The organism is Microbacterium sp. BE35, assembly GCF_031457705.1.
GTDB classification, from domain to species: Bacteria; Actinomycetota; Actinomycetes; order Actinomycetales; family Microbacteriaceae; genus Microbacterium; species Microbacterium trichothecenolyticum.
Window position 1 is genome coordinate 707,486 of sequence record NZ_JAVDXD010000001.1, and the last position, 23,446, is coordinate 730,931.

Sequence of the window (23,446 nt, forward strand, 5' to 3'; positions counted from 1 at the left end):
ATGCCCGCGCTCGAGGCGGATGCGACATTCGGGTTCGACCCGTACGCGATCGCGGCCGCGCATCTGAGCCCCGCCGCGCGGGCGGCGCTCGGGGGTCTGCAGCAGACGCTGGAGAGCAGCATCCGTCCGCTCCTCGCGGAGGCGTGGGAGACCGCGACCATGCCGCGCGAGGTGCTGGAAGCCCTCATCCCACTCGACCTCATGCAGCCGGCGGGGGTGGATGCCGCGGAGGCGGCGTCGAGTGTGTACTCCGGGTTCCGCAACTACGTGCTGGCACGCACCGACGTGTCGGTGGCGACGCTCTACAACGCGCAGTCGGGTCTCTTCCGCACCTCGATCGGGCTCGGCGGGTCGCCCGCGCAAGCGGAGGAGCTGGATCCGCGCGTGCGCAGCTTCGACCTGAAGGGCGTCTTCGCGCTGACCGAGCCCGAGCATGGGTCCGACATCGCAGGCGGACTCGCCACCACCGCGCGCCGCGAAGGCGACGCGTGGGTGCTCGATGGCCGAAAGAAGTGGATCGGCGGGGCCGCGGCATCCGATGTGCTCGTCGTGTTCGCCCGCGACGTCGACGACCACGCGGTCAAGGCGTTCCTGGCGCCCACCGGTGCGGCCGGCGTGCGACTCGAGGCGATCGGCGGCAAGATCGCCCTGCGCCCCATGCAGAACGCCGTGATCACGCTCGACGGCGTGCGGGTCTCCGACGCGTCCCGCCTCCAGAACGTCAACGGCTGGCGCGACGTGGCGCGGATCCTGCGGGCGATGCGATCGGACGTCGCGTGGATCGCCGCCGGACTCCAGGCGGGTGCGCTCGACGCGGCGGTGCGCTACGTGCGCGAGCGGCACCAGTTCGAGCGGCCTGTCGGCGGGTTCCAGCTCGTGCAGGAGAAGCTCGCGCGCATGCTCGGCAACGTCGTCGCCTCGCTGTCGATGGTCGTGCAGCTGTCGCTGCGGCAGGACCGCGGCGAGTACGCCGACGAGAACTCCGCGCTCGCCAAGCTGCAGACGGCCCGCCTCGCGCGCGAGACCGTCGCGCTCGGGCGGGAGGTGCTCGGCGGCAACGGCATCCTGCTGGAGCACGACGCCGCCCGCTTCTTCGCCGACGCCGAAGCCGTGTACTCGTACGAGGGCACGCACGAGATCAACGCCCTCATCGTCGGCCGCGCCCTCACGGGCGCCTCGGCCTTCACCTGAAACCCATCGAAGGAGAACCCATGACCACCACCGTCGACTACGCCGGCGTCGCAGGACTCGCCGGGACCGATCTCGGCTGGACCGAGTGGCTCGAGGTCACGCAGGAGCGCGTGAACCTCTTCGCCGACGCCACCGACGACCACCAGTGGATCCACGTCGACCCCGAGCGCGCGGCCGAGGGCCCGTTCGGCGGCGCCATCGCGCACGGCTTCCTGTCGCTGTCGCTGACCGTGAAGTTCTGGTCCGAGCTGTTCGATGTCACCGGCGTGACCACGCGGGTCAACTACGGCCTCGACAAGGTGAGGTTCGTGTCGCCGGTGAAGGTCGGCGCGCGCGTGCGCGGCGGGGCCGTCATCGCCGAGGTCACGGAGATCCCCGGCGGCTACCAGTTCGCCGTCGACCAGACCATCGAGATCGAGGGCGGGGGCAAGCCCGCCCTCGTCGCACGCGGCCTCTACCGCTTCTACGCCTGACCTCCGCGGTCGCCGAGCTGGTCGAAGCGCCCTTCGACCGGCTCGAGGACCCGACAGACTCCTCGAGGGAGAGGACACCGCAACGATGCACAAGGGGATCGGGTTCTGGCTCGCGAAACGGCGCCTGAAGGACCCCGACAAGACCGCCGTCGTCTTCGGCGACCACGAGCTGACGTACCGAGAGCTGGCGGACGCCGCCGACCGCGTCGCCGCCGTGCTCTGGCACCGCGGCATCCGTCGCGGCGACGCCGTCGCGTACATCGGCGAGAACAGCCCGCAGTTCCTCGAGGTGATGTTCGGCGCCGCGCAGCTCGGGGCGGTGTTCGTGCCGGTCAACACCCGTCTGGCCGCCCCCGAGGTGCAGCACCTGCTGGTCGACTCCGCGGCGCGGGCCGTGGTGCTCGACCCGGAGTTCCTCGAGCGGGCGATGCCGGGCGTGGAAGCCGGCCGGATCGCTCACGTCATCGTCACGGGCGAGGGCCTTGCCGAGCACCCCGGTCTCGCGCGGCTCACCGCCACCGCACCCGGCGGCCACACCGTCGCCGACGTCGACCTCGACGACCCGGCCGCCATCGTCTACACGTCGGGCACCACCGGCAGGCCGAAGGGCGCCGTGCTCACCCACGGCAACCTCACGTGGGTCGCGCTCAACTGCATCGTCGACTACGACGTGGTCTCGACCGACGTGTCGCTCATGATCTCGCCGCTCTTCCACGTCGCCTCACTCGGCATGGGCGCGCTTCCGGTGCTCCTGAAGGGCGCGACGCTGGTGCTCGAGAAGGGCTTCGAGCCGGGCCGCGCGCTGGCGCTCATCCAGGAGCGCGGCATCACGATGCTCAGCGGCGTCCCGACGACCTACCAGCTGATGGCCGACCACCCCTCGTGGGCGTCCACCGACCTCTCGACCCTGCGCAAGCTCACCTGCGGCGGGTCCGCCGTGCCCACCCGCATCCTCAACGCATACGAGGAGCGGGGACTGTCGTTCTCGCAGGGGTACGGCATGACCGAGACCTCCCCCGGCGCGACATCGCTCTCGCCCGCGATGACCCGAGTGAAGCAGGGCAGCGTGGGACTGCCTCACTTCTTCACCGAAGTCCGCATCACCGATGAGCACGGCGACGTCGTGCCGCGGGGAACCGTGGGTGAGATCGAGGTCGCGGGTCCCAACGTCTTCCTCGGGTACCACGGACTGCCCGAGGCCAGCGCATCCGCCTTCACCGCGGACGGATGGTTCCGCTCGGGCGATCTCGGCTACCTCGACGCCGACGGCTACCTCTACATCTCAGATCGGCTGAAGGACATGATCATCTCGGGAGGCGAGAACATCTACCCCGCCGAGGTCGAGAACCTCATCGCCGACATCGAGGGCATCTCGGGCGTGGCCGTCGTCGGCGTTCCCGACGAGCGCTGGGGGGAGGTCCCGTGGGCCGTCGTCACACTCCGCGAGGGCGCCGAAGTCGACACCGAGATCGTCCGCGCGCACCTCGACGGCCTGCTCGCGCGCTACAAGCTGCCCAAGAACGTCGTCGTCGTCGAGGATCTGCCCCGCACCGCCTCGGGCAAGGTGCGCAAGGCGGACCTCCGCGCCCGCTACGGGGAGAGCCGATGACGCACGAACCGCCGGTGCCTTCGCTGGAACGCGCGTTCGAGGTCGTCGCCGACCTCGGCCCGCTCGAAGACCACGGCATGACGCGTGCCGGCCACCGCCGCGTCATCCCGGTGGTCGGCGGCACGATCACCGGCGACTTCACCGGCACGATCCTCTCCGGCGGCGCCGACTGGCAGACCGTTCGCGCCGATGGATCGGTCGAGATCGACGGGCGCTACAGCGCGCGCGGCGACGACGGGTCGCTTCTCTACATCCGCGCCCGGGGTGTGCGCAGCGGCGACCCGGCGGTGCTCGACGCGCTCCTGCGCGGCGAGGACGTCGATCCCGCCGACTACTACTTCCGCGCCGCGCTCACGCTCGAGTCGGCCGCGCATCCCGAGTTCGAACGGTCGGTCTATCTCGCCTCGTACATCCGCGAGGCGCACCGCGTGCAGTACGTGGCCTACCGCGTGACCTAGCGCGGCCGGGTCTCAGTCGACGAGTCCCGCGAAATCGCGAACGGCCGGGAACGCGAACTCCCGGTGCCGCCGGGTGAAGAGCTCGGCGGAGCGGTCGGCGGGCCAGTCATCGCCCATGTACTGCCGCGGCAGCCGCGGGTCGGCGCGCAGCAGTGCGAGCCAGTCGGCCACGAGGAGCGTCCGCGCCGTGACGGCAGGCAAGTCGGCGGCGGCGTCCTCCCCCTCCCAGTGCTCGATGAACTCGTCGTGGGCGGCGCGGATGCCCTCGATGTCCCAGGCGACGCGCACCGTCTCGGCCATCGGGAAGCCGGCGAGCTCCGTCGCCGAGAAGGCATTGACGGATGCCGGGGGCAGCTCCGGGATGATCGCCTCGAGCGCAGCGGCCAAGTCCACCGCACCGGGCGCGATCCACAGTCCGTCGCGCAGCACTGCGAACCCCGACCAGGTGAGTGTCGCGCGCAGCCGGTGCCGGAGGTCGCGCAGGTGCTCGGGAACGGTGAAGGTCACGAGGGTCCAGCCCTCGCCCTGCGGCTCGAACGGAGCCGGGCCGTTGACGCGGCCGGACGCCTCGCGCAGCACCTCGCTGCCGTGCGATGTCAGCTCGAATCCGATCTCACGCCCGAGACGCCGGCGCTCGAGGAGTCCGCTCTCGACCATGCGATCGAGGTTGGTCCGCACCGCCGAGGCGGCAACGCCCGCACTCTCGAGCGTGCCGATCAGCACGCTGGCCCGTAACGGCTCGAAGTAGCGGTCGCACACGAACTCGCCGAAGAACGCCAGCAGCAGCTGCCGCGGCTTGCGCGTCAGCACCGACGTCTCGAGGAGCGACGCTCCCGCCGCCGGCGATGTCGCGCGTACGTTAGCCACGCTCACGCGGCCTCCGGTCGGACGGCCTCGCCGCGCTTCGCGCGCTGAATCTGCTCGTACACGTGCGTGCGCAGCTCGGTGAACCGGGGCAGCGCCCGCGTCGTGATCTGGTCGCGCTCGGGCGCGAGGTCGATCGCGAGGTCCTCCTGCACCCACGTGGGAGACTTCGACAGCACGATCACCCGCTCGCCGAGGTACACCGACTCGTCGATGTCGTGCGTCACGAACAGGATCGACATGCCGCGCTCGCGGTGCAGCGCCCGCACCAGATCCTCGAGGTCGGCGCGCGTCTGCGCGTCGACGGCGGCGAACGGCTCGTCCATGATGAGCACCTCGGGCTGGTAGGCCACAGCGCGCGCGATCGCCACGCGCTGCTGCATGCCCCCGGACAGCTGCCACGGATAGCTCTTCGCGGCATGGTCGAGGCCCACCGCGACGAGCGCATCGTCGATGAGACGATCGCGGTCGGTGCGCGACAGCTTCTTGTGCTTGAGGGGCAGCTCGACGTTGCCGCGCACCGTCAGCCACGGGTACAGGCTGCGCCCGTACTCCTGGAAGACCAAGGCCATGTTCGGCGGCGGAGCGGTGACCCGCCGCCCGCCGAGCTCCACGACGCCCGACGTCGGCTTGAGCAGTCCCGCGATGCACTTCAGCAGCGTCGTCTTGCCGCACCCCGAGGGGCCGACGATGCACACCAACTCACCGGCATCCATCCGGAATCCGATGTCGCCGATCGCCTCGACGTTCCCGGTCGACGACTCGTAGACCTTGCGCAGGTGCTCGACGTTCAAGAGCGTCTGTGCTGTTCGAAGCGAGTCAGGCACGCTCCACCTCCTTGATTCCGTGATACCAGCGCAGCACGCGTCGCTCGACGAGACCGAAGATCGCCGCGAGCAGGATACCGATGAGGCCGAGCAGCAGGATGCCGCTCCACATCTCGGCGATGAGGTAATTGCGCTGGAAGAAGACGATCTGATAGCCGAGACCCGACGACGAGTAGCCGAGCTCGGAGATGACCATGAGGATCAGCGCGATCGACAGCGATTGGCGTACGCCTGCCATGATGCGAGGGCTCGCCGCGGGCAGCACCAGATAGCGCAGCCGCTCCCCTCGCGTCAGCGCGAACGAACGGGCCGTCTCGGTCATGACCGAATCGGTGGAGCGCACGCCCTCGATCGTGTTGAGGAGGATCGGCCACACCGACCCGATCACGATCACGACGATCTTCATGGCGTCCGTCGGTCCCATCAGCACGACCGCGATCGGAAGGAGCACGGGCGGCGGCACGGCACGGAAGAACTCGAGCATCGGCTCGAGCAGCTCCCGCAGCCAGCGGTTCAGGCCGATCAGCGTGCCTGCGACGACGCCGACCACGATCGAGAGCACGATGCCGATGGCGAGACGACCGAGGCTGGGCAGCACGTCGGTGACGAAAGCCGGCCCGATCCACGTGTCGACGAACGCCTCGAGGAGCTCAGCGGGCGAGGGGAAGAACTGCGCCGGGGCGACGGTCGCCCAGATTCCCCAGATCACCACGAGGATGAGCGGCAGACCGATCGCGTACGCCGTGTTCTCGCCGATCTTCGCCCAGACGCGCGAGCGGGGGCGGGGCGTGACGACGGTGCTCGTGTAGAGGGTCACAACACTTCCTCTCCTCGCACCGATTGATGCCACGCCAGGGAGCGGCGCTCGATCGCGCGGAACACCAGGTTGATGAGCAGCCCCAGCAGGCCCGTGACGATCACGAGCGCATAGACGACCGGCCAGTTGCCCGCCGACTGCGCGAACACGATCTCACGACCGAGTCCCGGGTTTCCGATGAACATCTCCGCCGTGATCGCGAGGATCAGCGCGACCGCAGCAGCCAGGCGCAGGCCGGTCATGAGATACGGGAGGGCCGTGGGGAGCACGAGGTTCACGATGCGCGAGCCGCGCGACAGCCCGAAGCTGCGCGCGGTGTCGCGGGCGACGGCGTCGACATCGGCTACGCCGTAGAGGACCTGGATGAAGACCTGCCAGAAGCTCGCGAACACGATGATGATGAGCGCGGCCTGCAGCTGGTAGCCGTACAGCAGCACCGCGAGCGGAATGAGGGCGACCGACGGAATCGGCCGCAGGAACTCGACGGTGGTGTGGGTCGCGCGACGCAGGAACGGCACGAGCCCGATGACGGTGCCGAGCACCGTGGCGAGCACCGTCGCGATCACGAGGCCGATGCCCCAGGCCGTCAGCGTGCGCCCGACGTTGCGCCAGAACTCCAGGTCGCGCATCTCCTGCCCGAGCTGGGCGAGGGTCTCCGTCGCCGTAGGGAAGTAGCGCGGGTCGACGAGGCCCAAGGTGGGCAGCAGTTGCCACGTCACCAGGAATCCGAGGATGCCGGCGACGCCGAGCGCGAGCTTTCGCAGCGTGCGCAGCTGTCGCGGGCTCCGCCTCACGGGGGCGGGCACGGCGGCGGCGGTGGCCATGTGAATCCGATCGACGATGCGGATGAAGGACAAAGAGGGCGGGAGGAGGACGGATGCCTCAGGGCGAGGCATCCGTCACCCTCTCGTCGCGTGGCTACTGCTGCTGGAGCAGGCGGTCGTAGTCGGGTTCCGCGTCGATATACGCGTACTCGACGGCCAGCGCGCCGAGGTCCTCGATGCCGGCGTCGGCGAGGTCCCACGTGAAGGTCGGGAGGGTGATGCCCGCCGCCGCCTCCTCGGGGATCTCGAGGTTCGTCGCGATCGCGGCACGCACGGCCTCCTCGTTGCCGGAGGCCCACTCGAGCGCCTCCGCCATCGCCGCCGAGTACGCTGCGACGAGGTCGGGGTCCTCATCGAGGAGCGCCTGCGTCGTGATGTTCGTGAGCACCGACAGCCCCGGGATGGTCGCCTGGTACGGCTGCACGACCGAGACACCGCCCTCGCCGAGGATCATCCCCCGGAACGGGTCAGGCGCCCACGCGGCATCCATCGTGCCCGCCTCGAGCTGCGCCGGCACGTCGGGGAAGGCGACCTCGACGAACTCGATCGTCGAGGGGTCGCCGCCGTCGTCCGCCACGGCCTTGCGGATCGTGAGGTCGCCGGCGGCGCCGATCGTGTTGACCGACACCTTCTTGCCCGCGAGGTCGGCGGGGCGCATGATGCCGGAGTCGCCGAGCGCGACGACGGCGTTGACGTCGTCGCCGTCGGCGAGGCTGTTCGCGTAGTTGCCGACGATCACGACGCCGAGATCCTGCTGGTCGGCGCGGATCGGACCGAACGGCTGGCCGATGGCGAACTGGATGTCGCCGCTGATGAGCGCCGGGATGGCGTTGGCGCCGCCCTGCGCGGGGACCACCTCGACCTCGAGGCCGTGGTCTTCGAAGATGCCCTCGTCGATCGCGGCCCACAGCGCGCCGGTCTCGGCGATGGGGAGCGCGGCGACGCGGACGGCGGTGAGCTCGCCCGACGCGCTGTCGTCGGTCGGGCTCGAGGACGGGCCGGCGGCGGAATCGGTGCAGCCGCTCAGCGCGATCGCGGCGGCGGCGAGCACGCCGATGGTGGCAAGACTCTTCTTCATTGACGGGCCTCTCGTGGCAGATGCGGGTTGTGCCGGCGGCCCGGGTTCCGTCCCAAGAGTCGGAGTCCTCACCGCGGCGTGCCGGACACATGTCATGGTGCGCCACGTCGGATCGATTGTCAATGCTTCCGTGACGCCCGTCACGAAACTCGTGAACAATGCGACGCATGCCGAGAAAGCCGGAGGCGATGATGTCCGGCCAATGGAAGCCGCGCAGGAGGCCACGCACGCCGCCCCGCAGGATGGAGGCGCACGCACAGCGTGCCTATTGCCATTACCTATGGTCATAGGTATTCTCGGATCCAGCCGGTGCAGCGACGCATCCCGGCAGAGGAAAGGACCTCGACAGTGGCTCATTCGATCCCCGTCTCCCCGCAAGCCGCCTCGCTCGTGAACGGCTTCTCGCTCGAGATGACCGGCAAGGACATCGCCGGACTCGAGGAGGCGCGCGAGCTGATCCCGCAGGGGACGAAGATCAACGTGACGTTCCTCGGAAACGAGGACCTCGAGATGCGCGTCGCGGCCGCCAAGGCGGTCAAGGAGATGGGCTTCGTGCCGGTCCCCCACCTCTCGGCCCGCCGCCTGCGCTCGCAGGACGAGCTCGAGGAGTTCCTCGGCCGGCTCCAGGAGGTCGGCGCCACCGAGCACGTCTTCGCCGTGGGCGGCGACCCGGCCGAGCCCGAGGGCCCCTACCCGGACTCACTCACCGTGATCCGTTCGGGCGTGCTCCAGAGGTTCGGCGTGCGCGAGGTCTCGATCGCCGGCTACCCGGAGGGCCACCCCGACATCTCCGACGACGTGCTGTGGAGCCATCTCGACGAGAAGGCGCTCGCGCTCGCGCAGCAGGGATTGGATGCGGTGATCCTGACGCAGTTCGCGTTCGACACGGATCCTGTCATGACGTGGATCGACGCGGTGCGCGCCCGCGGGATCGACACGCCGATCCGCATCGGCACCCCCGGCCCCGCCGGCATCAAGCGACTGCTCGGCTTCGCCCGCCGCTTCGGCATCGGAGCGAACGCCATGATCGTGAAGAAGTACGGCTTCTCGCTCACGAACCTCATGGGCACGGCCGGACCCGACCGCTTCGTGTCGGACCTCGCCACGCTGCTCGCCGACGACCCGGGCTCGGGCGACGTGAAGCTGCACTTCTACACGTTCGGCGGCCTCGCCGCGACGAGCAACTGGGCGCGCGAGTTCGTCGCGGCGCAGTCCTCGGGGGCTCGTCGATGACGACCCACCTCGATGTGCGGCGCGACCATGCGTGCCTGATCGTGCACGGGCCCGACCGCTCGGGCATCGTGGCGGCCGTCACCGCGCTGGTCGCCCGCAACGAAGGCAACATCGTCACGCTCGACCAGTACTCCGACAACCCCGAGGGCGGCGAGTTCTTCCAGCGGGTGGTGTTCCACCGGCCCGACCTGCAGGCCGCCCTGCCTGCCATCGAGGCCGATCTCGACGAGACGCTCGGCCCGCTGGGCCTGCAGTGGCGGATCACCGACCAGTCCATCCCCAAGCGCATGGCGATCCTCGCCTCCACCAGCGACCACTGCCTGCTCGAGCTGCTGTGGCGCCACCGCCGCGGCGAGCTGCCCGTCACCATCCCGATGGTGATCTCGAACCACACCAACACCGCCGAGGATGTCCGCAGCTTCGGCATCCCGTTCTTCCACGTCCCCTCGCAGGGACCCGACAAGTCCGCCGCCGAGGCGAAGATCGTCGAGCTGCTCAAGGGGAACGTCGACTTCGTCGTGCTGGCCCGCTACATGCAGATCCTCTCCGACTCGTTCCTCGACGGGGTGGGGGTGCCGGTGATCAACATCCACCACTCGTTCCTGCCCGCCTTCATCGGCGCGGCGCCCTACCGCAAGGCGAAGGAACGAGGCGTCAAGCTCATCGGCGCGACCAGCCACTACGTCACCGAAGACCTCGACGAGGGGCCCATCATCGAGCAGGACGTCGCCCGCGTCACCCACGCCATGACGGCCGGTGACCTGCAGGCCCGGGGCGCGTACGTCGAGCGCGCGGTGCTCTCCCGCGCCGTCCAGTGGCACGCCGAGGACCGCGTCATCCGTCACGGCAACCACACCATCGTCTTCACATGATCGAACGGATGCCTCGCGCCGAGGCATCCGTCTCCGCTGAACTCCATCCCATGAACAGAGAGGTTCCCCATGGCGAAGAATCTGCAGGAGCTGCTCGACGGCCAGAACGCCGTTGAGATGCTGCGCAACTCGCAGATCGGCTCGTACATCTACCCGGTGGTCCCCGCGGACTTCCAGAACTGGATCAAGGAACAGCGCGCGTGGCGTGACGCCGCCGTGCTCTACGACCAGTCGCACCATATGGACAATGTGTTCCTCAAGGGCTCCGACGCGATCAAGCTGATCTCCGACACGGCGATCAACTCCGTCGCGACCTTCCCGGTGAACCGCGCCAAGCAGTATGTGCCGACGACCGCGTCGGGCCATGTCATCGGTGACGGCATCCTCTTCCACGAGGCGGAGGACGAGTACGTCTACGTCGGCCGCGCGCCCGCGTCGAACTGGCTGCTGTACCACGGCGAGACCGGCGGGTACTCGGACCTCGACATCACCGTCGACCGTCGCTCGCCCTCGCGCCCGTACGGCGACGCGGTCAGCCGCCGGTACTACCGGTTCCAGATCCAGGGTCCGGCGGCGTGGAACGTCATCGAGAAGCTCAACGGCGGCCCGCTCGAGCAGCTGAAGTTCTTCAGCATGTCCGAGATGCAGATCGGCGGCGCGAATGTCCGCACCCTTCGCCACGGCATGGCCGGCGCCCCCGGCCTCGAGGTGTGGGGCCCCTACGAGGACCACCACCGCGTGCGCGACATCATCGTCGAGGCGGGCGCCGAGTTCGGCCTCGTCCCGGTCGGCTCGCGGGCGTACCCGTCGAACACGCTGGAATCGGGCTGGATCCCCTCGCCGCTGCCGGCGATCTACTCGGGCGAGGCCGAGCGCGGCTACCGCGAGTGGCTCGGCGTCGACAGCTACGAGGCGACCGGCACGCTCGCAGGGTCCTTCGTGTCGGACGACATCTCGGACTACTACCTGACCCCGTGGGAGCTCGGGTACGGCTCGTTCGTGAAGTTCGACCACGACTTCATCGGCCGCGACGCCCTCGAACAGGTCGACCCCGAGACCCAGCGCCGGAAGGTCACCCTCGCCTGGAACGCCGAGGACGTCACGAAGATCTTCGCTTCGCTCTTGGACACCGAGGGCGACAGCTACAAGTTCTTCGACCTGCCGCTGGCGAACTACGGCTCGGCGAACTACGACTCGGTGACGGATGCCGACGGCAACGTCGTCGGCTTCTCGATGTTCACCGGCTACAGCGCAAACGAGAAGCGCGCCCTCTCGCTCGCCACGGTGAACCCCGACGTGCCCGAGGGCGCCGAGGTGACGGTCGTGTGGGGCGAGCCGAACGGCGGCACCACGAAGGCCTCCGTCGAGCCGCACCAGCAGCTCGAGGTGCGCGCCGTGGTCTCGCCCGTGCCGTACTCCACGGTCGCCCGCCAGACCTATCACGGCGGCTGGCGCACGCAGTACCAGCCGGCCTGACCCGTCCGGCCGCGAGGGGCCCGTCCGGCCGGGCGGTCCCCTCCCCCCGTTTCCCCCACCACCCCCGCTCGCCCCCCCCCCCCCGCTCGCCCCCCGCTCCGCCCCTCGCCCCCGGCCCCCGGCCCCGCCCGCGAGAATCCATCTGACGGCCGAGACAGCGGTTTTCACCCATGGTCTCGGCCGTCAGATGAATTCTCGCGGGGATGGGCCGCTACCCTCGGGCGAGAAGGGCGAGAAGGGCGACAAGGGAGAGAATGCGATGAGTCTGCGCTACGCGCTGCTGGCGATCCTGCGCGTCGGCCCCCTGTCGGGCTACGACCTGCAGAAGCAGTTCCACCAGTCGGTCGGTCACGTGTGGCACGCGCCCGACTCCCAGATCTACCCTGAGCTGCGCAAGATGGAGGAGCTCGGCCTGATCGAGGGCGAGGAGCAGACCCGCGGCGAGCGCGGCACGCGCCGCATGTACCACGTGACGGATGCCGGCGACCGGGCTTTCCTCGCCTGGATGGCCTCCCCCCTCGACTACCAGAGGGTGCGCGACCCCGCGCACCTGCGCGCTGCCTATCTCGAGACCGCGACGCCGGAGGAATCGCGCGCGTTCCTCGAGCGGCACATCGCCCAGTGGGAGGGCGAGCTGGCGCAGTGGGAGGGCGAGCTCGAGCGCATCGACGCGGTCGCCAACCCCATGCTAGTCCGGCGCCTCGCAGTCACGGCGGATGCCGACCGCGAGCGCACCATCGCCTACAAGCGCTTCGCCTACGAAGGCCTCGTCGAGCGCGCACACGGCGAGATCGCCTGGGCCCGCCGCGGCCTGGAGCTCGTCGACCGCCTCGACGGCGTCGCGACGAACTCAGCGACCGGGTCCTGATCCGGTCGCGGACCCGACCGGCGTCCACGGGGCCCCGTCCCGGGCCTGGGGCGCATCCCGTCCGTTGGGGCGCGGATTGCGCACCCCAACGGGACGAATCGCTCCCCGCACCCGGAAGACGGCTCAGAGCCGAACCCGAATCAGGTCAGTGGGCCATCGAGGCCAGCACCTCCGGGTCGAGGGTCGCGATCGAGCGGGTGTCCTGGAAGGCGCGGACGCCCTCGATCCCCTGCTCGCGACCGAACCCGGACTGCTTCATCCCGCCGAACGGGGCGCGCAGGTCGAGGCGCGTCGCGCCGTGGTCGTTGACCCAGACGTAGCCGCACTCCAGCTGCGAGCCGACCCGCTGCGCGGCCTCGGGCGAGCCCGTCCACACCGAGCCGCACAGGCCGCCCCACGTGTCATTGGCGAGGCGCACGGCCTCGGCCTCGTCGTCGAACGGGATCACCGGGATGACCGGACCGAACTGCTCCTGAGTGACCACGCGCAGGTCGAGACCAGGGTCGACCACGATCGCGGGCCGAACGAAGTTGCCGCCGGCCAGGTCGCCGCCGGGAAGCTCGCCGAATTCGCGGACGTCGGCGCCGGCATCCTTCGCCTCCTGGATGATCTCGTCGACGAACGCCTTCTGGGCCGGCTGGTGCAGGGGGCCCATCGTGGTGCCCTCGTCGAGCCCGTAGCCCAGCCGTGCCGCCTCGAGCCGGGCCGTGAGTCCCGCCACGAGCTCGTCGACCCGCGAGCGGTGCACGAACACGCGCTTGGCGTTCATGCAGATCTGACCGGTGGTGTCGTAGATCGCCGCGTACAGCCGGTCGAGGTGGGCATCGTCGAGGATCGCGTCGTCGAGGAACACCGCCGCGTCGTTGCCGCCGAGCTCGAGCGTGACCCGGGTGAGGGTCTTCGACGCCATCTCCATGATCCGCTTGCCGCCGTTGACGCTGCCCGTGAAGCACACCTTCGCGATGTCGGGGTTCTGGATGAGGCCGGCCATGTCCTGGTCGCGTCCGGTCACGACGTTGAGCACGCCGGGCGGCAGCTTCTCGGCCACGCGCTGCACGACACGGGTCGTCGCGAGCGGCGCCGAGGGCGGCGGCTTCACGATCGCGGTGTTGCCCGCCAGCAGGGCGTGCGGCAGGGCGGCGCCGAGGATCGCGATCGGCCAGTTGAACGGCACGATCACCGTGACGACCCCGAGGGGCTGGTACGTCACGTCGGTCGAGACCGGGATCGCCCCGGGGATCGGGGGCAGCGTCTTGGAGGCGTCGACCTCGTCGGCGAGCATGAGCGCGAGGTTCCAGCGGATCTCGAACACGAGGCCGTCGATCCAGGCCTCCATGCGGATCTTGCCGTTCTCCTGCGACAGGATCGCGGCGTCCTCGTCGCGGTCGTCGGCGATGCCCGCGATCGCGGCGGCCATCTGGGCGGCGCGCTCCTGCGGTGTGAGCGCCGCCCACGCCGGGAAGGCCTTCTTCGCCGCGGCGACGGCATCCTTCACATCCGATTCCGTCGCGGCCGCGGCCTCACCCACGACCGCGCCCGGCTTGCCGGGGTCGGGGATCGTCAGCACGTCGTCGGTGAAGCGCTCCTCACCTCCGATGAACAGGCCCGTCCGGACCGCAGTCCCCATCGCCGTCTCGCCCATGGAACGTCCACCTCTCCGTGTTGTCCAACGTGGATCCGCCTCGGGTCGGCGCGGATCGACACCTCTCCCAGCGTGCCTCTCCCATGCGCCTGAATCAAGATTGTCGACGATTTTCGCGCGGATTTCGTATGAGATTCTTCGCGTCGATCGGCGCCACGCGAGATAGTGTCAGTGCACGGATGAAGGCGCCGAAGGAGGTTGGCCGAGATGACGGATGCTGCAGTGCTGAGCGACGACGAGACGATCGAGCGTCCCGACCTGACGCAGGTGATCCGCGAGGCGATCCTCGAAGCGCAGTTCGCGCCGCATCAGCGCCTCATCGAGGCCGATCTCAGCGAGCGCTACGGCGCTTCGCGGGCCTCCGTGCGCACGGCTCTGCTGAACCTCGCCGGCGAAGGCCTCGTCGAGCGCCTCCCCAACCGCGGTGCGCGCGTGCGGGCCATCACCGTCGACGAGGCGATCGAGATCGTCGAGGTGCGCGTCGGCCTCGAGACGCTGTGCGCCCGCAAGGCGGCCGAGAACCTCACCCCCGCCGACGCCGACCAGCTGCGGGCGCTGCGCGCCGACATCGAGGCCGCGATCGGATCCGGCGACCTGATGGCGTACTCGCGCCTCAACCAGGAGCTCGACCGCCGCATCCGAGACCTCAGCCGCCACGGCACCGCGACCCAGCTGCTCGAGCGCCTGCGCGCTCAGTCGGCCCGTCACCAGTTCCGTCTCGCCTTCCACCCCGGCCGCGCCGCGACGTCCGCCCCCGAGCACATCGCGATCATCGACGCGATCCTCTCGAAGGACCCCGACGCCGCCGAAGCCGCCACCCGCGCCCACCTGTCGGGCATCGTCGAGGTGCTGCACGGCATGGAGTGAGGCACCGTCCTCGCTCCGTCGCACGCGAGAGGCCACGAACGCGCTGAACCACCACCGCGGGCATGGTTCCGCGGTGCGATCGCGGTTTCTCGGCAACGGCGAAGGGGCGGACGGATGCCTCCGCCCGCCCCCTCGCCCCGCTCAGGTCATTCGTCCCAGGATTCGGCCGGGGCGTAGCCCTTGCCGTTGTACTTCTGCACCTGCACGGTCGAGACGGCCGGCTGGCCGTCGACGGTCGTGTCGACCGTCGAGCCCTCGAGCATGAGCGGTGCGGTGTAGCCCGAGATCGTGCGCAGCTGTTCCATGAAGTCGGCGCGCGTCGGCTCGGTCATCTTCGCGAAGACCTGCTCCAGCGTCGCGCCGACCTGGTACGACCAGACGCAGTGCGGGAAGGCCGGCGGGTCGGGGTAGTTCCCGAACTCCTTGAGCTCCGACAGGAATGCGGCGCCCTCTTCGCTGTCGGCGAACGTGGGTGCCGCCGCCGACTGCGCGAAGGCGACGGTGTAGACACCGGGGAACGCGGCCGCGCCACCCGGCTCGAGGATCGCGCTCGGGCTCGAGGTGTTCGACGGCAGGAACCACGAGGGCAGCCAGCCGAGTTCCTGCGTCTTCTGCAGCGACGAGATCACCAGCGGGGTGATCGACATCGCGTTGAAGAACACGTCGGCGCCCGAGCCCGCGAGTTCGGTCAACTGCGCGTCGACCGATGTGTCGGTGGCCTCATATGTGAGCTCCTTCACGACCTCGATGTTGTCGGCGCCCTCGATGCCCGACTTGAAGCCCTCGACGTAGCCTTCGCCGTAGTCGTCGTTCTGCGACAGGATCGCCACCTTGTGGTCTTCACCCGATCCGGCCAGCAGCTCACCGAAGGCCTGACCCTCGTTCAGGTAGGTCGGCACGAAGCCGAGCTGCCAGGGGCTCTCCTCCGCGTCGCTGAAGATCGGATCGCCCGTCATGATCAGCGCCTGCGGCACCTCGTCGGCGATCGCCGCTTCGCGCCACGCGCGGTTGGTGGGGGTGCCGAGGCCGGCAGTCATCGCGAACACGCTGCTCTTGAGCTGGTCGTAGTTGGCCTTCGCCTTCTGCGGGTCGTACTCGTCGTCGAGCGCTTCGATCTCGACCTTGCGGGTCTTGCCGTCGCCGAACTCCACCCCCCCGTCGGCGTTCTTGGCGCCGAAGTAGGCGGTGATGCCCGCGACGGTGCACGTGCCGGGGCCCGCCGTGGGTCCCGACAGCGGCGTCGTGATGCCGAGCGTGATCGAGCTGTCGGTGATGCCGGGACTCGCCTCGGCCGCGCCGTCTTCGGTGCTGTTCGGCGTTCCGCCGCCGCGCGAGCAGCCGGCGGCGAGGACGGCGACGATGCCGATCCCGGCGACGACCGAGGCGACACGCATCCTCCTGCGGTTCGTGCTCATGGTCCTGCCTCTCTGTGTGGGTTATGACTGTGTCGTTGACGGTGGTGGGGTCGATGGGGGCGTCGGCGGGCCGCCGAGGGCGTCCGCGACCGCCGAGGCGCCGGCGACGGATGCCGCGGCATCCGTCCGCTTCGCGTCCACGTTCGGCGCGGCCCCTCGTGGCGAGCCCGAGCCGCGGTCGGGGCGCCGCCACAGCCGCGGCAGCGAGACGAGGCCGCCAGGGAGGACGAAGAGCACGACGAGGAGGATGGCGCCCTGCAGCATCGCCGTGATGTTCGGGTCGATGAGGTTGGTGATCTGCGGAAGCACCACGTACCAGACGCCGCCGAGGAGCGAGCCGATGATGCTGCCGGCGCCTCCGATGACCATCGACGCGAGCAGTTCGATCGAGTGGCCGAAGTGCAGCGTCTCGGGCGACGTGTACTGGATCACGACCATGTAGAGGAATCCGCTGACGCCGCCGATGAGCGAGGCGATCGTGAACGCCAGCACCTTGTAGCGGTACGGCGAGACACCCATGGACGCCGCGACCGCCTCGTTGCCCTTCACGATCGCGAACGCACGGCCGTATTTGCCGCGCACGAGGTTGCGGGTGAGCAGGAATGTGATGCCGCCGATGAGGATCACGATGTACAGCTGCCACTGGTCGTCGTACAGGCCTGTCCACTCGGGGGCGTCCGAGAAGCGCGCGGAGGTGCCCTGCGATCCCCCGGTGAAGTCCGACAGCCTCTTGGCGAGCGGGAGGCCCACCAGGGGGAGCGCGATCGTCACCATCGCGATCGCGAGCCCGCCCAGGCGCGCCGCGGCGAGCGCGACGAGAAGCCCGAGCACCGCCGGCAGGACGCCCGCGAACAGGAAGACGAGCGCGATGTTCCAGCCCGCGTTGACGCCGAAGGCGGTGGCGTAGGCGCCCGCACCGACGAAGAAGATCTGACCCAGCGAGACCTGGCCGGTGTAGCCCATCACCACGTTCAGTCCGAGCACCGCGACGGCGAAGACGCCGATGCGCGCGATCGTCTGGTTGGCGAACTCGGGCAGGATGAGCGGCCCGACTGCGAGCAGCACGACGACGAGGCCGATCCACGCCCACCTCACCCAGGGGCGACTCCAGAACTCCGTGGTCGAAGCCATCAGACGCGCACCACCGCTTTCCGGCCGAACAGGCCCTGTGGCCGCACGATGAGCACGACGAAGATGAGGATGAACGGCACCGCGATCTTGAGGTCGTGTCCGATGAAGGGGATGTAGACGGCCGCGAGGTTCTCGAGCACGCCGATCAGCCATGCCGCGACGACGACGCCGATGGGGCTCGTCAGGCCGCCGAGGATGCAGGCCGCGAGCGCATAGACGAGCGCGGAGTCCATCATCCCCGGGGTCAGCGTCAGCTGCGGGGCGACGAGGACGCCGGCGACGGCGCCCAGCACGGCGGCGAGCCCCCAGCCGACCATCAGGCTGCGGCCGACGTTGATGCCCGAGAACGCCGAGGAGGCCGGATTGATCGCGACCGCCCGCAGCGCCAGGCCGAGCTTGGTGCCGAGGAACAGCGCCTGCATGAGGATCATGATCGCGACGATCACGAGGATCGTCCCGAGCGAGCGCACACTGATGACGGCGCCGGCGACCTTGATCGTCTCGAGCGGGAAGAGGGAGGGGAAGAGCCGGTTGTTGTACGTCCAGATCCACGCGCACACGCCCGTGATGAGGGTGAGCAGGCCGATGGTGACGACGACCGCGGTGTCGGGGTCGCCGCGCTCGAAGCGGCGGATGAGGTACCGCTCGATGAGTGCACCGAGGAAGAACGACGCGACGATCGCGATGAGGATCGCCAGCACGAGCGGGATGCCGAACCCGTTGAGCGCCCATGCGATGTAGGCCGACAGCACGGCCATGCCGCCCTGCGCGAAGTTGATGAGGCCCGTGGCCTGGTTGACCAGCACGATCGCGAGCGCGAGCGCCGCATAGATCGACCCCGTCGACAGTCCGTCGATCACGAGCTGGATGAACGTGCCCACCCTCAGCCTCCCAGGTACGCGCGGCGGATCTCGTCCATGCCCTTGAGCTCCGCGGTCGAGCCGGTCAGGACGTTGCGCCCCGTCTCGAGCACGGTCGCGCTGTCGACGAGGGTGAAGGCGAGGTTGGCGTTCTGCTCCACCACGACCATCGCGATGCCCGACTCCGTGCGCAGCCGCCCGATCGCCTGGTAGACGGCCTTGGCGGTGCTGGGAGCGAGACCGAGGGATGCCTCGTCCAGGAGCAGCAGCCGCGGCCGGGCCATGATCGCCCGCGCGATGGCGAGCATCTGCTGCTCTCCTCCCGACAGCGCGGACCCGTTGGAGCGGATGCGGTCCGCGAGCTGCGGGAAGAGCTCGAGGCAGTAGTCGACGTCGGTGCGGATCGCCTTGGCGTCCTTGCGGCGGTATGCGCCGACACGAAGGTTCTCGCGCACCGTGAGGTCGGAGAGCGTGCCTCGCCCCTCGGGCACGTGTGCGATGCCCAGCGCGGCGACCTGGTCGGGGCGGAGGCCTCGGAGGTCCTTGCCGTCGAAGCGGATGGTGCCCGTCGAGCGCACGGTACCCGACACCGCGCGGAGTGTCGTCGTCTTGCCGGCGCCGTTGGCTCCGAGGATGCCGACGGCGCCGCCCTCGGGGACGGTGAGCGACACGCCCTCGAGCACCTGGACGCGCCCGTAGAACGCTCGGACGTCGGCGAGTTCAAGCAGCGTCATCGATCGCGTCCTTCCCGAGGTAGGCCTCGATGACCCGCGAGTCGGACTGGGCCTCGGCGGCCGAGCCCTCCATGAGCTTTCGCCCGTGGTCGAGCACGACGACGCGGTCGGTGAGGGCGGAGATGAGCCCCATGTTGTGCTCGACGATCACGACCGTGATGTCGTCGTCGCGGACGCGCCGCACGGTCTCGATCAGCTGCTCGACCTCGGAGTGCGGCAGGCCGGCGGCCGGCTCGTCGAGGAGGAGCAGCCGCGGCTTCATGAGGAGCGCGCGGCAGAGCTCGACACCCTTGTGCAGCCCGTGGGAGAGCTCGTCGGCCCGGGTCTTCGCGGCCCACCCCAGACCATGGCTCTCGAGGAGGTCGAGCGCCTCCCGGCGCAGCGCCTTCTCGGACCGCACCGTGCGCGGCAGGCGCAGCGACCACTCCACCGCGCCGCCGGGAAGCCGGCAGTGGGCGCCGAGCAGCACGTTCTCGAGCACCGTCTCGCGCAGCTGCAGCGCCGGATGCTGGAAGGTGCGCGCGAGGCCGTGCCGGGCGAGCGTGGCGGGCGGCGAGCCGAGCACCTCGTCGTCGTCGATCGTGATCGAGCCGGCGCTCGGCCGGTAGTGCCCGCTCACGCAGTTGAACAGCGATGTCTTGCCGGCGCCGTTGGGCCCGACGAGACCGAAGATCTGCCCGGCTTCGACCGTGAAGGTCACGTCTTCGAGCACCTCGACGCCGCCGAACTGAAGGCTGACGTCGCGGACTGCGAGCCGAGCGCCCATGGCTCCACCTTTCGCATCGTCGCGTCGTCGTGGTCGGTCGGGGACTCGAGTCCTCCCCTGGTTGGGAAGCTACGGATCCACGGCGAGATTGTCAACGATTTTGGTGTGAAGTTCCGCGACCGTGATCTTGCGACTCCGATGCTGGCGCGCAGGGCGGTCGGCTGCGGCATCCGTTTCCGCTCAACGGAACTTCTCGACGAACCTGGGCGGAGTCGCTCCTACGCTGACCGCAGCTTCCCCATCAACGAAGGAGGGTCGACGATGACCACGACCGACTCGACGCCAGAGTCACTCGCCCAGGCGATCGATCGCGCCGGCAGCCCTGTGGAGCTGCTGCGCAACCAGAACTGGCCGGCGTTCACGTTCCCGGTCGCGCCGGAGTTCACGAACTGGCGCGACGAGCAGCGGGCATGGAACACGTCGGTGGCGCTCATGGACCAGTCGCACCACATGACGCAGCTGTTCCTCGACGGCGCCGACCTGATCGCCCTGCTGAGCTCCATCTCGCCGAACACGTTCGCGACGTTCCGCCCGGGCGTCGCGAAGCAGCTGATCTCGGTGAACCAGGACGGCTATCTCATCGGCGACGGCATCCTGTTCTACAACGCCGAGGGGCCCGAGGGCCTGGTGCTCATCGGGCACCACATCCTCATCGACTGGGTGCGCTTCAACATCGAGAAGGCGCAGGCGCTCGGCAAGGACGTGCGGTATCGCCTCGAGGCGAACTCGCACATGCGCCAAGGTCCGCCGACGTTCTACCGCTACGAGCTGCAGGGACCGCACGCCGACCTCGTGATGGAGAAGGTGTTCGGCGGGCCGGCGCCCGAGATCAAGTTCTTCCACATCGGCGACGTCACCATCGCGGGCCGGCCCGTCAAGGCGCTGCGCCACGGCATGGCCGGTCAGCCCGGCTTCGAGTTCTACGGTCCCTGGGAAGACCACGAGATCGTCCTCGACGCCCTCATGGAGGCGGGCGCCGAGCATGGCATCCGTCGCGTCGGAGCGAAGGCGTACTCGTCGTCGCCGCTCGAGTCGGGCTGGGTTCCGACGCCGTTCCCGGCCGTCTTCGACGACGACTTCGCCGAGTATCGCGAGTGGCTGCCGGCGGCCCGCATCGGCTCGGTGGGCGGCTCGCTGTACTCGACCGACATCCACGACTTCTACATGACGCCGTTCGACATCGGCCTCGGCCGCTCGGTGCGCTTCGACCACGACTTCCACGGACGCGAGGCGCTCGAGAAGCACGCCGAGAACCAGCGGCGCCGCAAGGTCACGCTGATCTGGAACGCCGACGACGTCGCCGCGGTCGTGCGCTCGCAGCTCGAGCCCGGCACGCCCGCGAAGTACCTCGACTTCCCGAAGGCGCGGTACGGGCTCTACCAGATGGACGAGATCCTGAAGGACGGCGAGCGCGTGGGGATCTCGACGGATGCCGGGTATGTGGCGTACGACCAGCTCTACATGTCCCTCGCGACCCTGGACGCCGGCCTCAGCGACGGCGACGAGGTCGAGGTGGTGTGGGGCGAGGACCCGATCTCGCGCAAGGACGGTGTCGACGCCGACCACCGCCAGGTGCGCATCCGCGCGACGGTCGCCCCTGCGCCCTACCACGACTACGCCCGGACGGTATATCGCGCGAACGCCTGAGCCGGCGGGCATCGCGGGCGTCATCGAGGAGGATGCCGTGGCACGAGGATCTGCGGGCGAGTCGGTGCTGCACCGGCACCTGCGCGTGCTCGAGAGCTTCGACGCGTGGCATCCGTTCCTCACCCTGACGGAGATCGCCGAGGCGGCGGGCATCCCGCCGTCGAGCGCGCACCGGCTCATCGCCGAGCTGGAGCGGGAGGGGCTGCTGGAGCGTCTGCCCGATCGCACGTATCGGCTCGGGGTGCGGCTGTGGGAGTTCGCCAGCCGCACGCCGGGCGCGGTCGGCCTCCGCGAGATCGCGCGACCGTGGCTGGGCGCGGTGCACGAGCGGGTGCGGCAGCACGCTCAGCTGGGGGTCCTGAGCGGACGCGACGTGCTCTTCATCGACCGGATGTCGACCCGCGATGCCGTCGTCAATGCGACGCTCATCGGCGGCCGCATCCCGCTGCACGCGTCCTCGAGCGGGCTCGTGCTGCTGGCACACGCCGACGCCTCCCTCCTCGCGGACGTGATCGCGCGGGGCCTCCGCAGCTACACCGACCGCACCATCCACGCCGGCGCCGAGCTGCGGGCGCAGCTGCGTCGCGTGCGCGAGGAGGGGTACGCGGTGACCGAGGGGCACATCCATCCCGAGTCCCGCGGCATCGCCGTGCCGGTGACGGGGCCCGGCGGGGGCGTGTACGCCGCGATCGGCGTCGTGGTGCCGAACGACGGCGCATCGACGCACGCCTACGCCGAGCTGCTGCACCGTGCCGCCACCGGCATCGCCCGCGATCTCGCGGTCGCCTACCGGCCCGACGTGGACGAGCGCACGCACGGCATCCGGTCGCTCGTGAGCGGGTCGCGCCGCTCCCTCGAGTTCCTCGAGAGCCTCGACAACGACCCTCACGACGCGGGCGCGCTCCCCGCCCCCGGCCCCGCGGCCCTGCTCTAGGGTGGCCGCCATGACGACGATCGCGATCCTGGGTCTCGGCGAAGCCGGCCGCAGGTACGCGCGCGGCCTGGCCCACGCCGGCGCCCACGTGCGCGGTTTCGACCCCGCGCACGATCTCGGCGATCCCGACGTGCCGCAGTTCGCGACCCTGGCCGACACCCTCGCCGGGGCGGACGTGGCGCTGAGCCTGGTCACCGGCCATGCCGCGGCATCCGTCGCCCGCGATGCTCTTCCGCACGTCGTAGACGGCGCCGTCTACGCCGACCTCAACACCGCCGCGCCAGAGCTCAAGCAGCGCATCGCGCGCCTGGCCGCCGATCGGGGTCTCGCCATGGCCGACGTCGCCGTGCTCGCGCCGGTGATGCGCGCGGGTCACCGCACGCCGCTGCTCGCGAGCGGCTCCGGCGCCCATGGGTTCGCCGAGCGCATCACCCCCTTCGGGGTGCCCGTCGAGGTCGTCGACGGTGAGGCGGGCGAAGCTGCCCGCCTGCGGCTGCTGCGGAGCGTGTTCATGAAGGGCCTCGCGGCACTGGTGCTCGAGGGACTCGGCGCCGCCCGCGCCGCAGGAGCCGAGGACTGGCTCCGCGTGCAGATGGCGCAGGAGCTCGGGCCTGACGGGGCCGCGCTCATCGATCGCCTCGTCGACGGCTCGACGACGCACGCCGTGCGCCGCGAGCACGAGGTGCGCGCGGCCCTCGCTGCGCTGGAGTCGTCGGGGCAGCCCGCCGACATGACGCGCGCCACGCTGGCGTGGTTCGAGCGGCTGGTCGCCGAGCGCGACCACGGCTGAAACCCGGCGACCCCGCAAGTCCGGCCGCGCCCGGCCGGAGTCACCGGCACCGGCTCCCTCGATGACGCGA

The 23,446-nt window shown here is 69.9% G+C and carries 23 protein-coding genes; 12 read left to right on the forward strand and 11 right to left on the reverse strand.

Translation table 11 applies throughout. From position 1 onward, the window contains the following. From J2Y46_RS03050 to J2Y46_RS03065, 4 genes are all read left to right on the forward strand, one after another. Positions 1 to 1,191: an acyl-CoA dehydrogenase family protein gene (locus J2Y46_RS03050; protein WP_045298677.1), complete on the forward strand. Its 1,191-nt coding sequence runs from the start codon at positions 1 to 3 to the stop codon at positions 1,189 to 1,191. A 20-nt stretch (positions 1,192 to 1,211) separates the two neighbouring features. Next, the gene (locus J2Y46_RS03055) at positions 1,212 to 1,664 is read left to right on the forward strand and encodes a MaoC family dehydratase (protein WP_045298679.1); all 453 of its coding nucleotides are present in this window, start codon (positions 1,212 to 1,214) and stop codon (positions 1,662 to 1,664) included. 85 nt (positions 1,665 to 1,749) lie between these two features. Continuing rightward, positions 1,750 to 3,273: a long-chain fatty acid--CoA ligase gene (locus J2Y46_RS03060; protein WP_045298681.1), complete on the forward strand. Its 1,524-nt coding sequence runs from the start codon at positions 1,750 to 1,752 to the stop codon at positions 3,271 to 3,273. Beyond that, on the forward strand, positions 3,270 to 3,731 hold the full coding sequence (locus J2Y46_RS03065) for a DUF3237 domain-containing protein (protein WP_045298683.1): 462 nt from the start codon (positions 3,270 to 3,272) through the stop codon (positions 3,729 to 3,731). Before J2Y46_RS03060 ends, J2Y46_RS03065 begins: the two co-directional genes overlap by 4 nt. Before the next feature lie 12 nt (positions 3,732 to 3,743). Here J2Y46_RS03065 and J2Y46_RS03070 read toward each other — a convergent pair whose 3' ends face one another. The 5 genes from J2Y46_RS03070 to J2Y46_RS03090 form a co-directional block, all read right to left on the reverse strand. Beyond that, entirely contained in the window at positions 3,744 to 4,598 is an 855-nt protein-coding gene (locus J2Y46_RS03070) for a PaaX family transcriptional regulator C-terminal domain-containing protein (protein ID WP_310240138.1), read from the reverse strand. A 2-nt stretch (positions 4,599 to 4,600) separates the two neighbouring features. Beyond that, a complete protein-coding gene (locus tag J2Y46_RS03075) occupies positions 4,601 to 5,422 on the reverse strand; it encodes an ABC transporter ATP-binding protein (protein WP_045298686.1) in 822 nt (273 codons plus the stop codon). Next, on the reverse strand, positions 5,415 to 6,239 hold the full coding sequence (locus tag J2Y46_RS03080) for an ABC transporter permease (protein ID WP_045298688.1): 825 nt from the start codon (positions 6,237 to 6,239) through the stop codon (positions 5,415 to 5,417). The genes J2Y46_RS03075 and J2Y46_RS03080 overlap by 8 nt, the downstream gene beginning before the upstream one ends. Beyond that, positions 6,236 to 7,063, reverse strand: a complete 828-nt coding sequence (locus tag J2Y46_RS03085) for an ABC transporter permease (RefSeq protein WP_084695555.1) — start codon at positions 7,061 to 7,063, stop codon at positions 6,236 to 6,238. Before J2Y46_RS03085 ends, J2Y46_RS03080 begins: the two co-directional genes overlap by 4 nt. Before the next feature lie 94 nt (positions 7,064 to 7,157). Then, the gene (locus J2Y46_RS03090) at positions 7,158 to 8,141 is read right to left on the reverse strand and encodes an ABC transporter substrate-binding protein (RefSeq protein WP_310240141.1); all 984 of its coding nucleotides are present in this window, start codon (positions 8,139 to 8,141) and stop codon (positions 7,158 to 7,160) included. Between the two features lie 411 nt (positions 8,142 to 8,552). Between J2Y46_RS03090 and J2Y46_RS03095 the strand changes: the two genes are divergently transcribed. The 4 genes from J2Y46_RS03095 to J2Y46_RS03110 all read left to right on the forward strand — a co-directional run bounded on the left by J2Y46_RS03095 (position 8,553) and on the right by J2Y46_RS03110 (position 12,590). Next, on the forward strand, positions 8,553 to 9,374 hold the full coding sequence (locus J2Y46_RS03095) for a methylenetetrahydrofolate reductase (RefSeq protein WP_396653148.1): 822 nt from the start codon (positions 8,553 to 8,555) through the stop codon (positions 9,372 to 9,374). After that, on the forward strand, positions 9,371 to 10,246 hold the full coding sequence (purU, locus tag J2Y46_RS03100) for a formyltetrahydrofolate deformylase (RefSeq protein ID WP_310240145.1): 876 nt from the start codon (positions 9,371 to 9,373) through the stop codon (positions 10,244 to 10,246). Before J2Y46_RS03095 ends, purU begins: the two co-directional genes overlap by 4 nt. A gap of 69 nt (positions 10,247 to 10,315) precedes the next feature. Continuing rightward, positions 10,316 to 11,722, forward strand: a complete 1,407-nt coding sequence (locus tag J2Y46_RS03105) for an aminomethyl transferase family protein (protein WP_310240147.1) — start codon at positions 10,316 to 10,318, stop codon at positions 11,720 to 11,722. Between the two features lie 259 nt (positions 11,723 to 11,981). Continuing rightward, complete coding sequence (locus J2Y46_RS03110) at positions 11,982 to 12,590, forward strand: PadR family transcriptional regulator (RefSeq protein WP_310240148.1); 609 nt, start codon at positions 11,982 to 11,984, stop codon at positions 12,588 to 12,590. Positions 12,591 to 12,735: 145 nt separating this feature from the next. On the opposite strand, the gene J2Y46_RS03115 is transcribed toward J2Y46_RS03110, so the two are convergent. Beyond that, entirely contained in the window at positions 12,736 to 14,232 is a 1,497-nt protein-coding gene (locus tag J2Y46_RS03115; RefSeq protein ID WP_310240150.1) for an aldehyde dehydrogenase family protein, read from the reverse strand. A 207-nt stretch (positions 14,233 to 14,439) separates the two neighbouring features. Between J2Y46_RS03115 and J2Y46_RS03120 the strand changes: the two genes are divergently transcribed. Beyond that, positions 14,440 to 15,099 (forward strand): GntR family transcriptional regulator, encoded by a 660-nt coding sequence (locus J2Y46_RS03120; RefSeq protein ID WP_310240152.1) that lies wholly within the window; start codon positions 14,440 to 14,442, stop codon positions 15,097 to 15,099. A gap of 146 nt (positions 15,100 to 15,245) precedes the next feature. Here J2Y46_RS03120 and J2Y46_RS03125 read toward each other — a convergent pair whose 3' ends face one another. Genes J2Y46_RS03125 through J2Y46_RS03145 form a run of 5 tightly spaced genes read right to left on the reverse strand, consistent with a single transcriptional unit; the run spans position 15,246 to position 20,005 of the window. Beyond that, positions 15,246 to 16,514, reverse strand: coding sequence for an ABC transporter substrate-binding protein (locus J2Y46_RS03125; RefSeq protein WP_045299242.1), 1,269 nt, complete (start codon positions 16,512 to 16,514; stop codon positions 15,246 to 15,248). A gap of 21 nt (positions 16,515 to 16,535) precedes the next feature. Next, a complete protein-coding gene (locus tag J2Y46_RS03130; protein ID WP_310240154.1) occupies positions 16,536 to 17,645 on the reverse strand; it encodes a branched-chain amino acid ABC transporter permease in 1,110 nt (369 codons plus the stop codon). Continuing rightward, on the reverse strand, positions 17,645 to 18,526 hold the full coding sequence (locus J2Y46_RS03135) for a branched-chain amino acid ABC transporter permease (RefSeq protein WP_045299244.1): 882 nt from the start codon (positions 18,524 to 18,526) through the stop codon (positions 17,645 to 17,647). The genes J2Y46_RS03130 and J2Y46_RS03135 overlap by 1 nt, the downstream gene beginning before the upstream one ends. A gap of 2 nt (positions 18,527 to 18,528) precedes the next feature. After that, a complete protein-coding gene (locus J2Y46_RS03140) occupies positions 18,529 to 19,239 on the reverse strand; it encodes an ABC transporter ATP-binding protein (protein WP_310240155.1) in 711 nt (236 codons plus the stop codon). Beyond that, entirely contained in the window at positions 19,226 to 20,005 is a 780-nt protein-coding gene (locus J2Y46_RS03145) for an ABC transporter ATP-binding protein (protein ID WP_310240156.1), read from the reverse strand. Before J2Y46_RS03145 ends, J2Y46_RS03140 begins: the two co-directional genes overlap by 14 nt. Before the next feature lie 261 nt (positions 20,006 to 20,266). Here J2Y46_RS03145 and J2Y46_RS03150 point away from each other — a divergent pair, with 261 nt between their 5' ends. The 3 genes from J2Y46_RS03150 to J2Y46_RS03160 are packed head-to-tail and all read left to right on the forward strand — an operon-like array spanning position 20,267 to position 23,376. Further along, a complete protein-coding gene (locus J2Y46_RS03150; RefSeq protein ID WP_045299250.1) occupies positions 20,267 to 21,652 on the forward strand; it encodes an aminomethyltransferase family protein in 1,386 nt (461 codons plus the stop codon). A gap of 37 nt (positions 21,653 to 21,689) precedes the next feature. Next, entirely contained in the window at positions 21,690 to 22,586 is an 897-nt protein-coding gene (locus J2Y46_RS03155; RefSeq protein WP_310240158.1) for an IclR family transcriptional regulator, read from the forward strand. A 10-nt stretch (positions 22,587 to 22,596) separates the two neighbouring features. Then, a complete protein-coding gene (locus J2Y46_RS03160; RefSeq protein WP_045299592.1) occupies positions 22,597 to 23,376 on the forward strand; it encodes an NAD(P)-dependent oxidoreductase in 780 nt (259 codons plus the stop codon). Positions 23,377 to 23,446 lie beyond the last annotated feature (70 nt).

Coding starts and splice junctions, on each gene's coding strand:
- J2Y46_RS03105 (WP_310240147.1), top strand. CDS start 10,316: ATGGCGAAGAATCTGCAGGAGCTGCTCGACGGCCAGAACGCCGTTGAG.
- J2Y46_RS03145 (WP_310240156.1), bottom strand. CDS start 20,005: ATGGGCGCTCGGCTCGCAGTCCGCGACGTCAGCCTTCAGTTCGGCGGC.
- J2Y46_RS03085 (WP_084695555.1), bottom strand. CDS start 7,063: ATGGCCACCGCCGCCGCCGTGCCCGCCCCCGTGAGGCGGAGCCCGCGA.
- J2Y46_RS03060 (WP_045298681.1), top strand. CDS start 1,750: ATGCACAAGGGGATCGGGTTCTGGCTCGCGAAACGGCGCCTGAAGGAC.
- J2Y46_RS03110 (WP_310240148.1), top strand. CDS start 11,982: ATGAGTCTGCGCTACGCGCTGCTGGCGATCCTGCGCGTCGGCCCCCTG.
- J2Y46_RS03130 (WP_310240154.1), bottom strand. CDS start 17,645: ATGGCTTCGACCACGGAGTTCTGGAGTCGCCCCTGGGTGAGGTGGGCG.
- J2Y46_RS03065 (WP_045298683.1), top strand. CDS start 3,270: ATGACGCACGAACCGCCGGTGCCTTCGCTGGAACGCGCGTTCGAGGTC.
- J2Y46_RS03140 (WP_310240155.1), bottom strand. CDS start 19,239: ATGACGCTGCTTGAACTCGCCGACGTCCGAGCGTTCTACGGGCGCGTC.
- J2Y46_RS03150 (WP_045299250.1), top strand. CDS start 20,267: ATGACCACGACCGACTCGACGCCAGAGTCACTCGCCCAGGCGATCGAT.
- J2Y46_RS03095 (WP_396653148.1), top strand. CDS start 8,553: ATGACCGGCAAGGACATCGCCGGACTCGAGGAGGCGCGCGAGCTGATC.
- J2Y46_RS03115 (WP_310240150.1), bottom strand. CDS start 14,232: ATGGGCGAGACGGCGATGGGGACTGCGGTCCGGACGGGCCTGTTCATC.
- J2Y46_RS03055 (WP_045298679.1), top strand. CDS start 1,212: ATGACCACCACCGTCGACTACGCCGGCGTCGCAGGACTCGCCGGGACC.
- J2Y46_RS03120 (WP_310240152.1), top strand. CDS start 14,440: ATGACGGATGCTGCAGTGCTGAGCGACGACGAGACGATCGAGCGTCCC.
- J2Y46_RS03160 (WP_045299592.1), top strand. CDS start 22,597: ATGACGACGATCGCGATCCTGGGTCTCGGCGAAGCCGGCCGCAGGTAC.
- purU (WP_310240145.1), top strand. CDS start 9,371: ATGACGACCCACCTCGATGTGCGGCGCGACCATGCGTGCCTGATCGTG.
- J2Y46_RS03090 (WP_310240141.1), bottom strand. CDS start 8,141: ATGAAGAAGAGTCTTGCCACCATCGGCGTGCTCGCCGCCGCCGCGATC.
- J2Y46_RS03050 (WP_045298677.1), top strand. CDS start 1: ATGCCCGCGCTCGAGGCGGATGCGACATTCGGGTTCGACCCGTACGCG.
- J2Y46_RS03125 (WP_045299242.1), bottom strand. CDS start 16,514: ATGAGCACGAACCGCAGGAGGATGCGTGTCGCCTCGGTCGTCGCCGGG.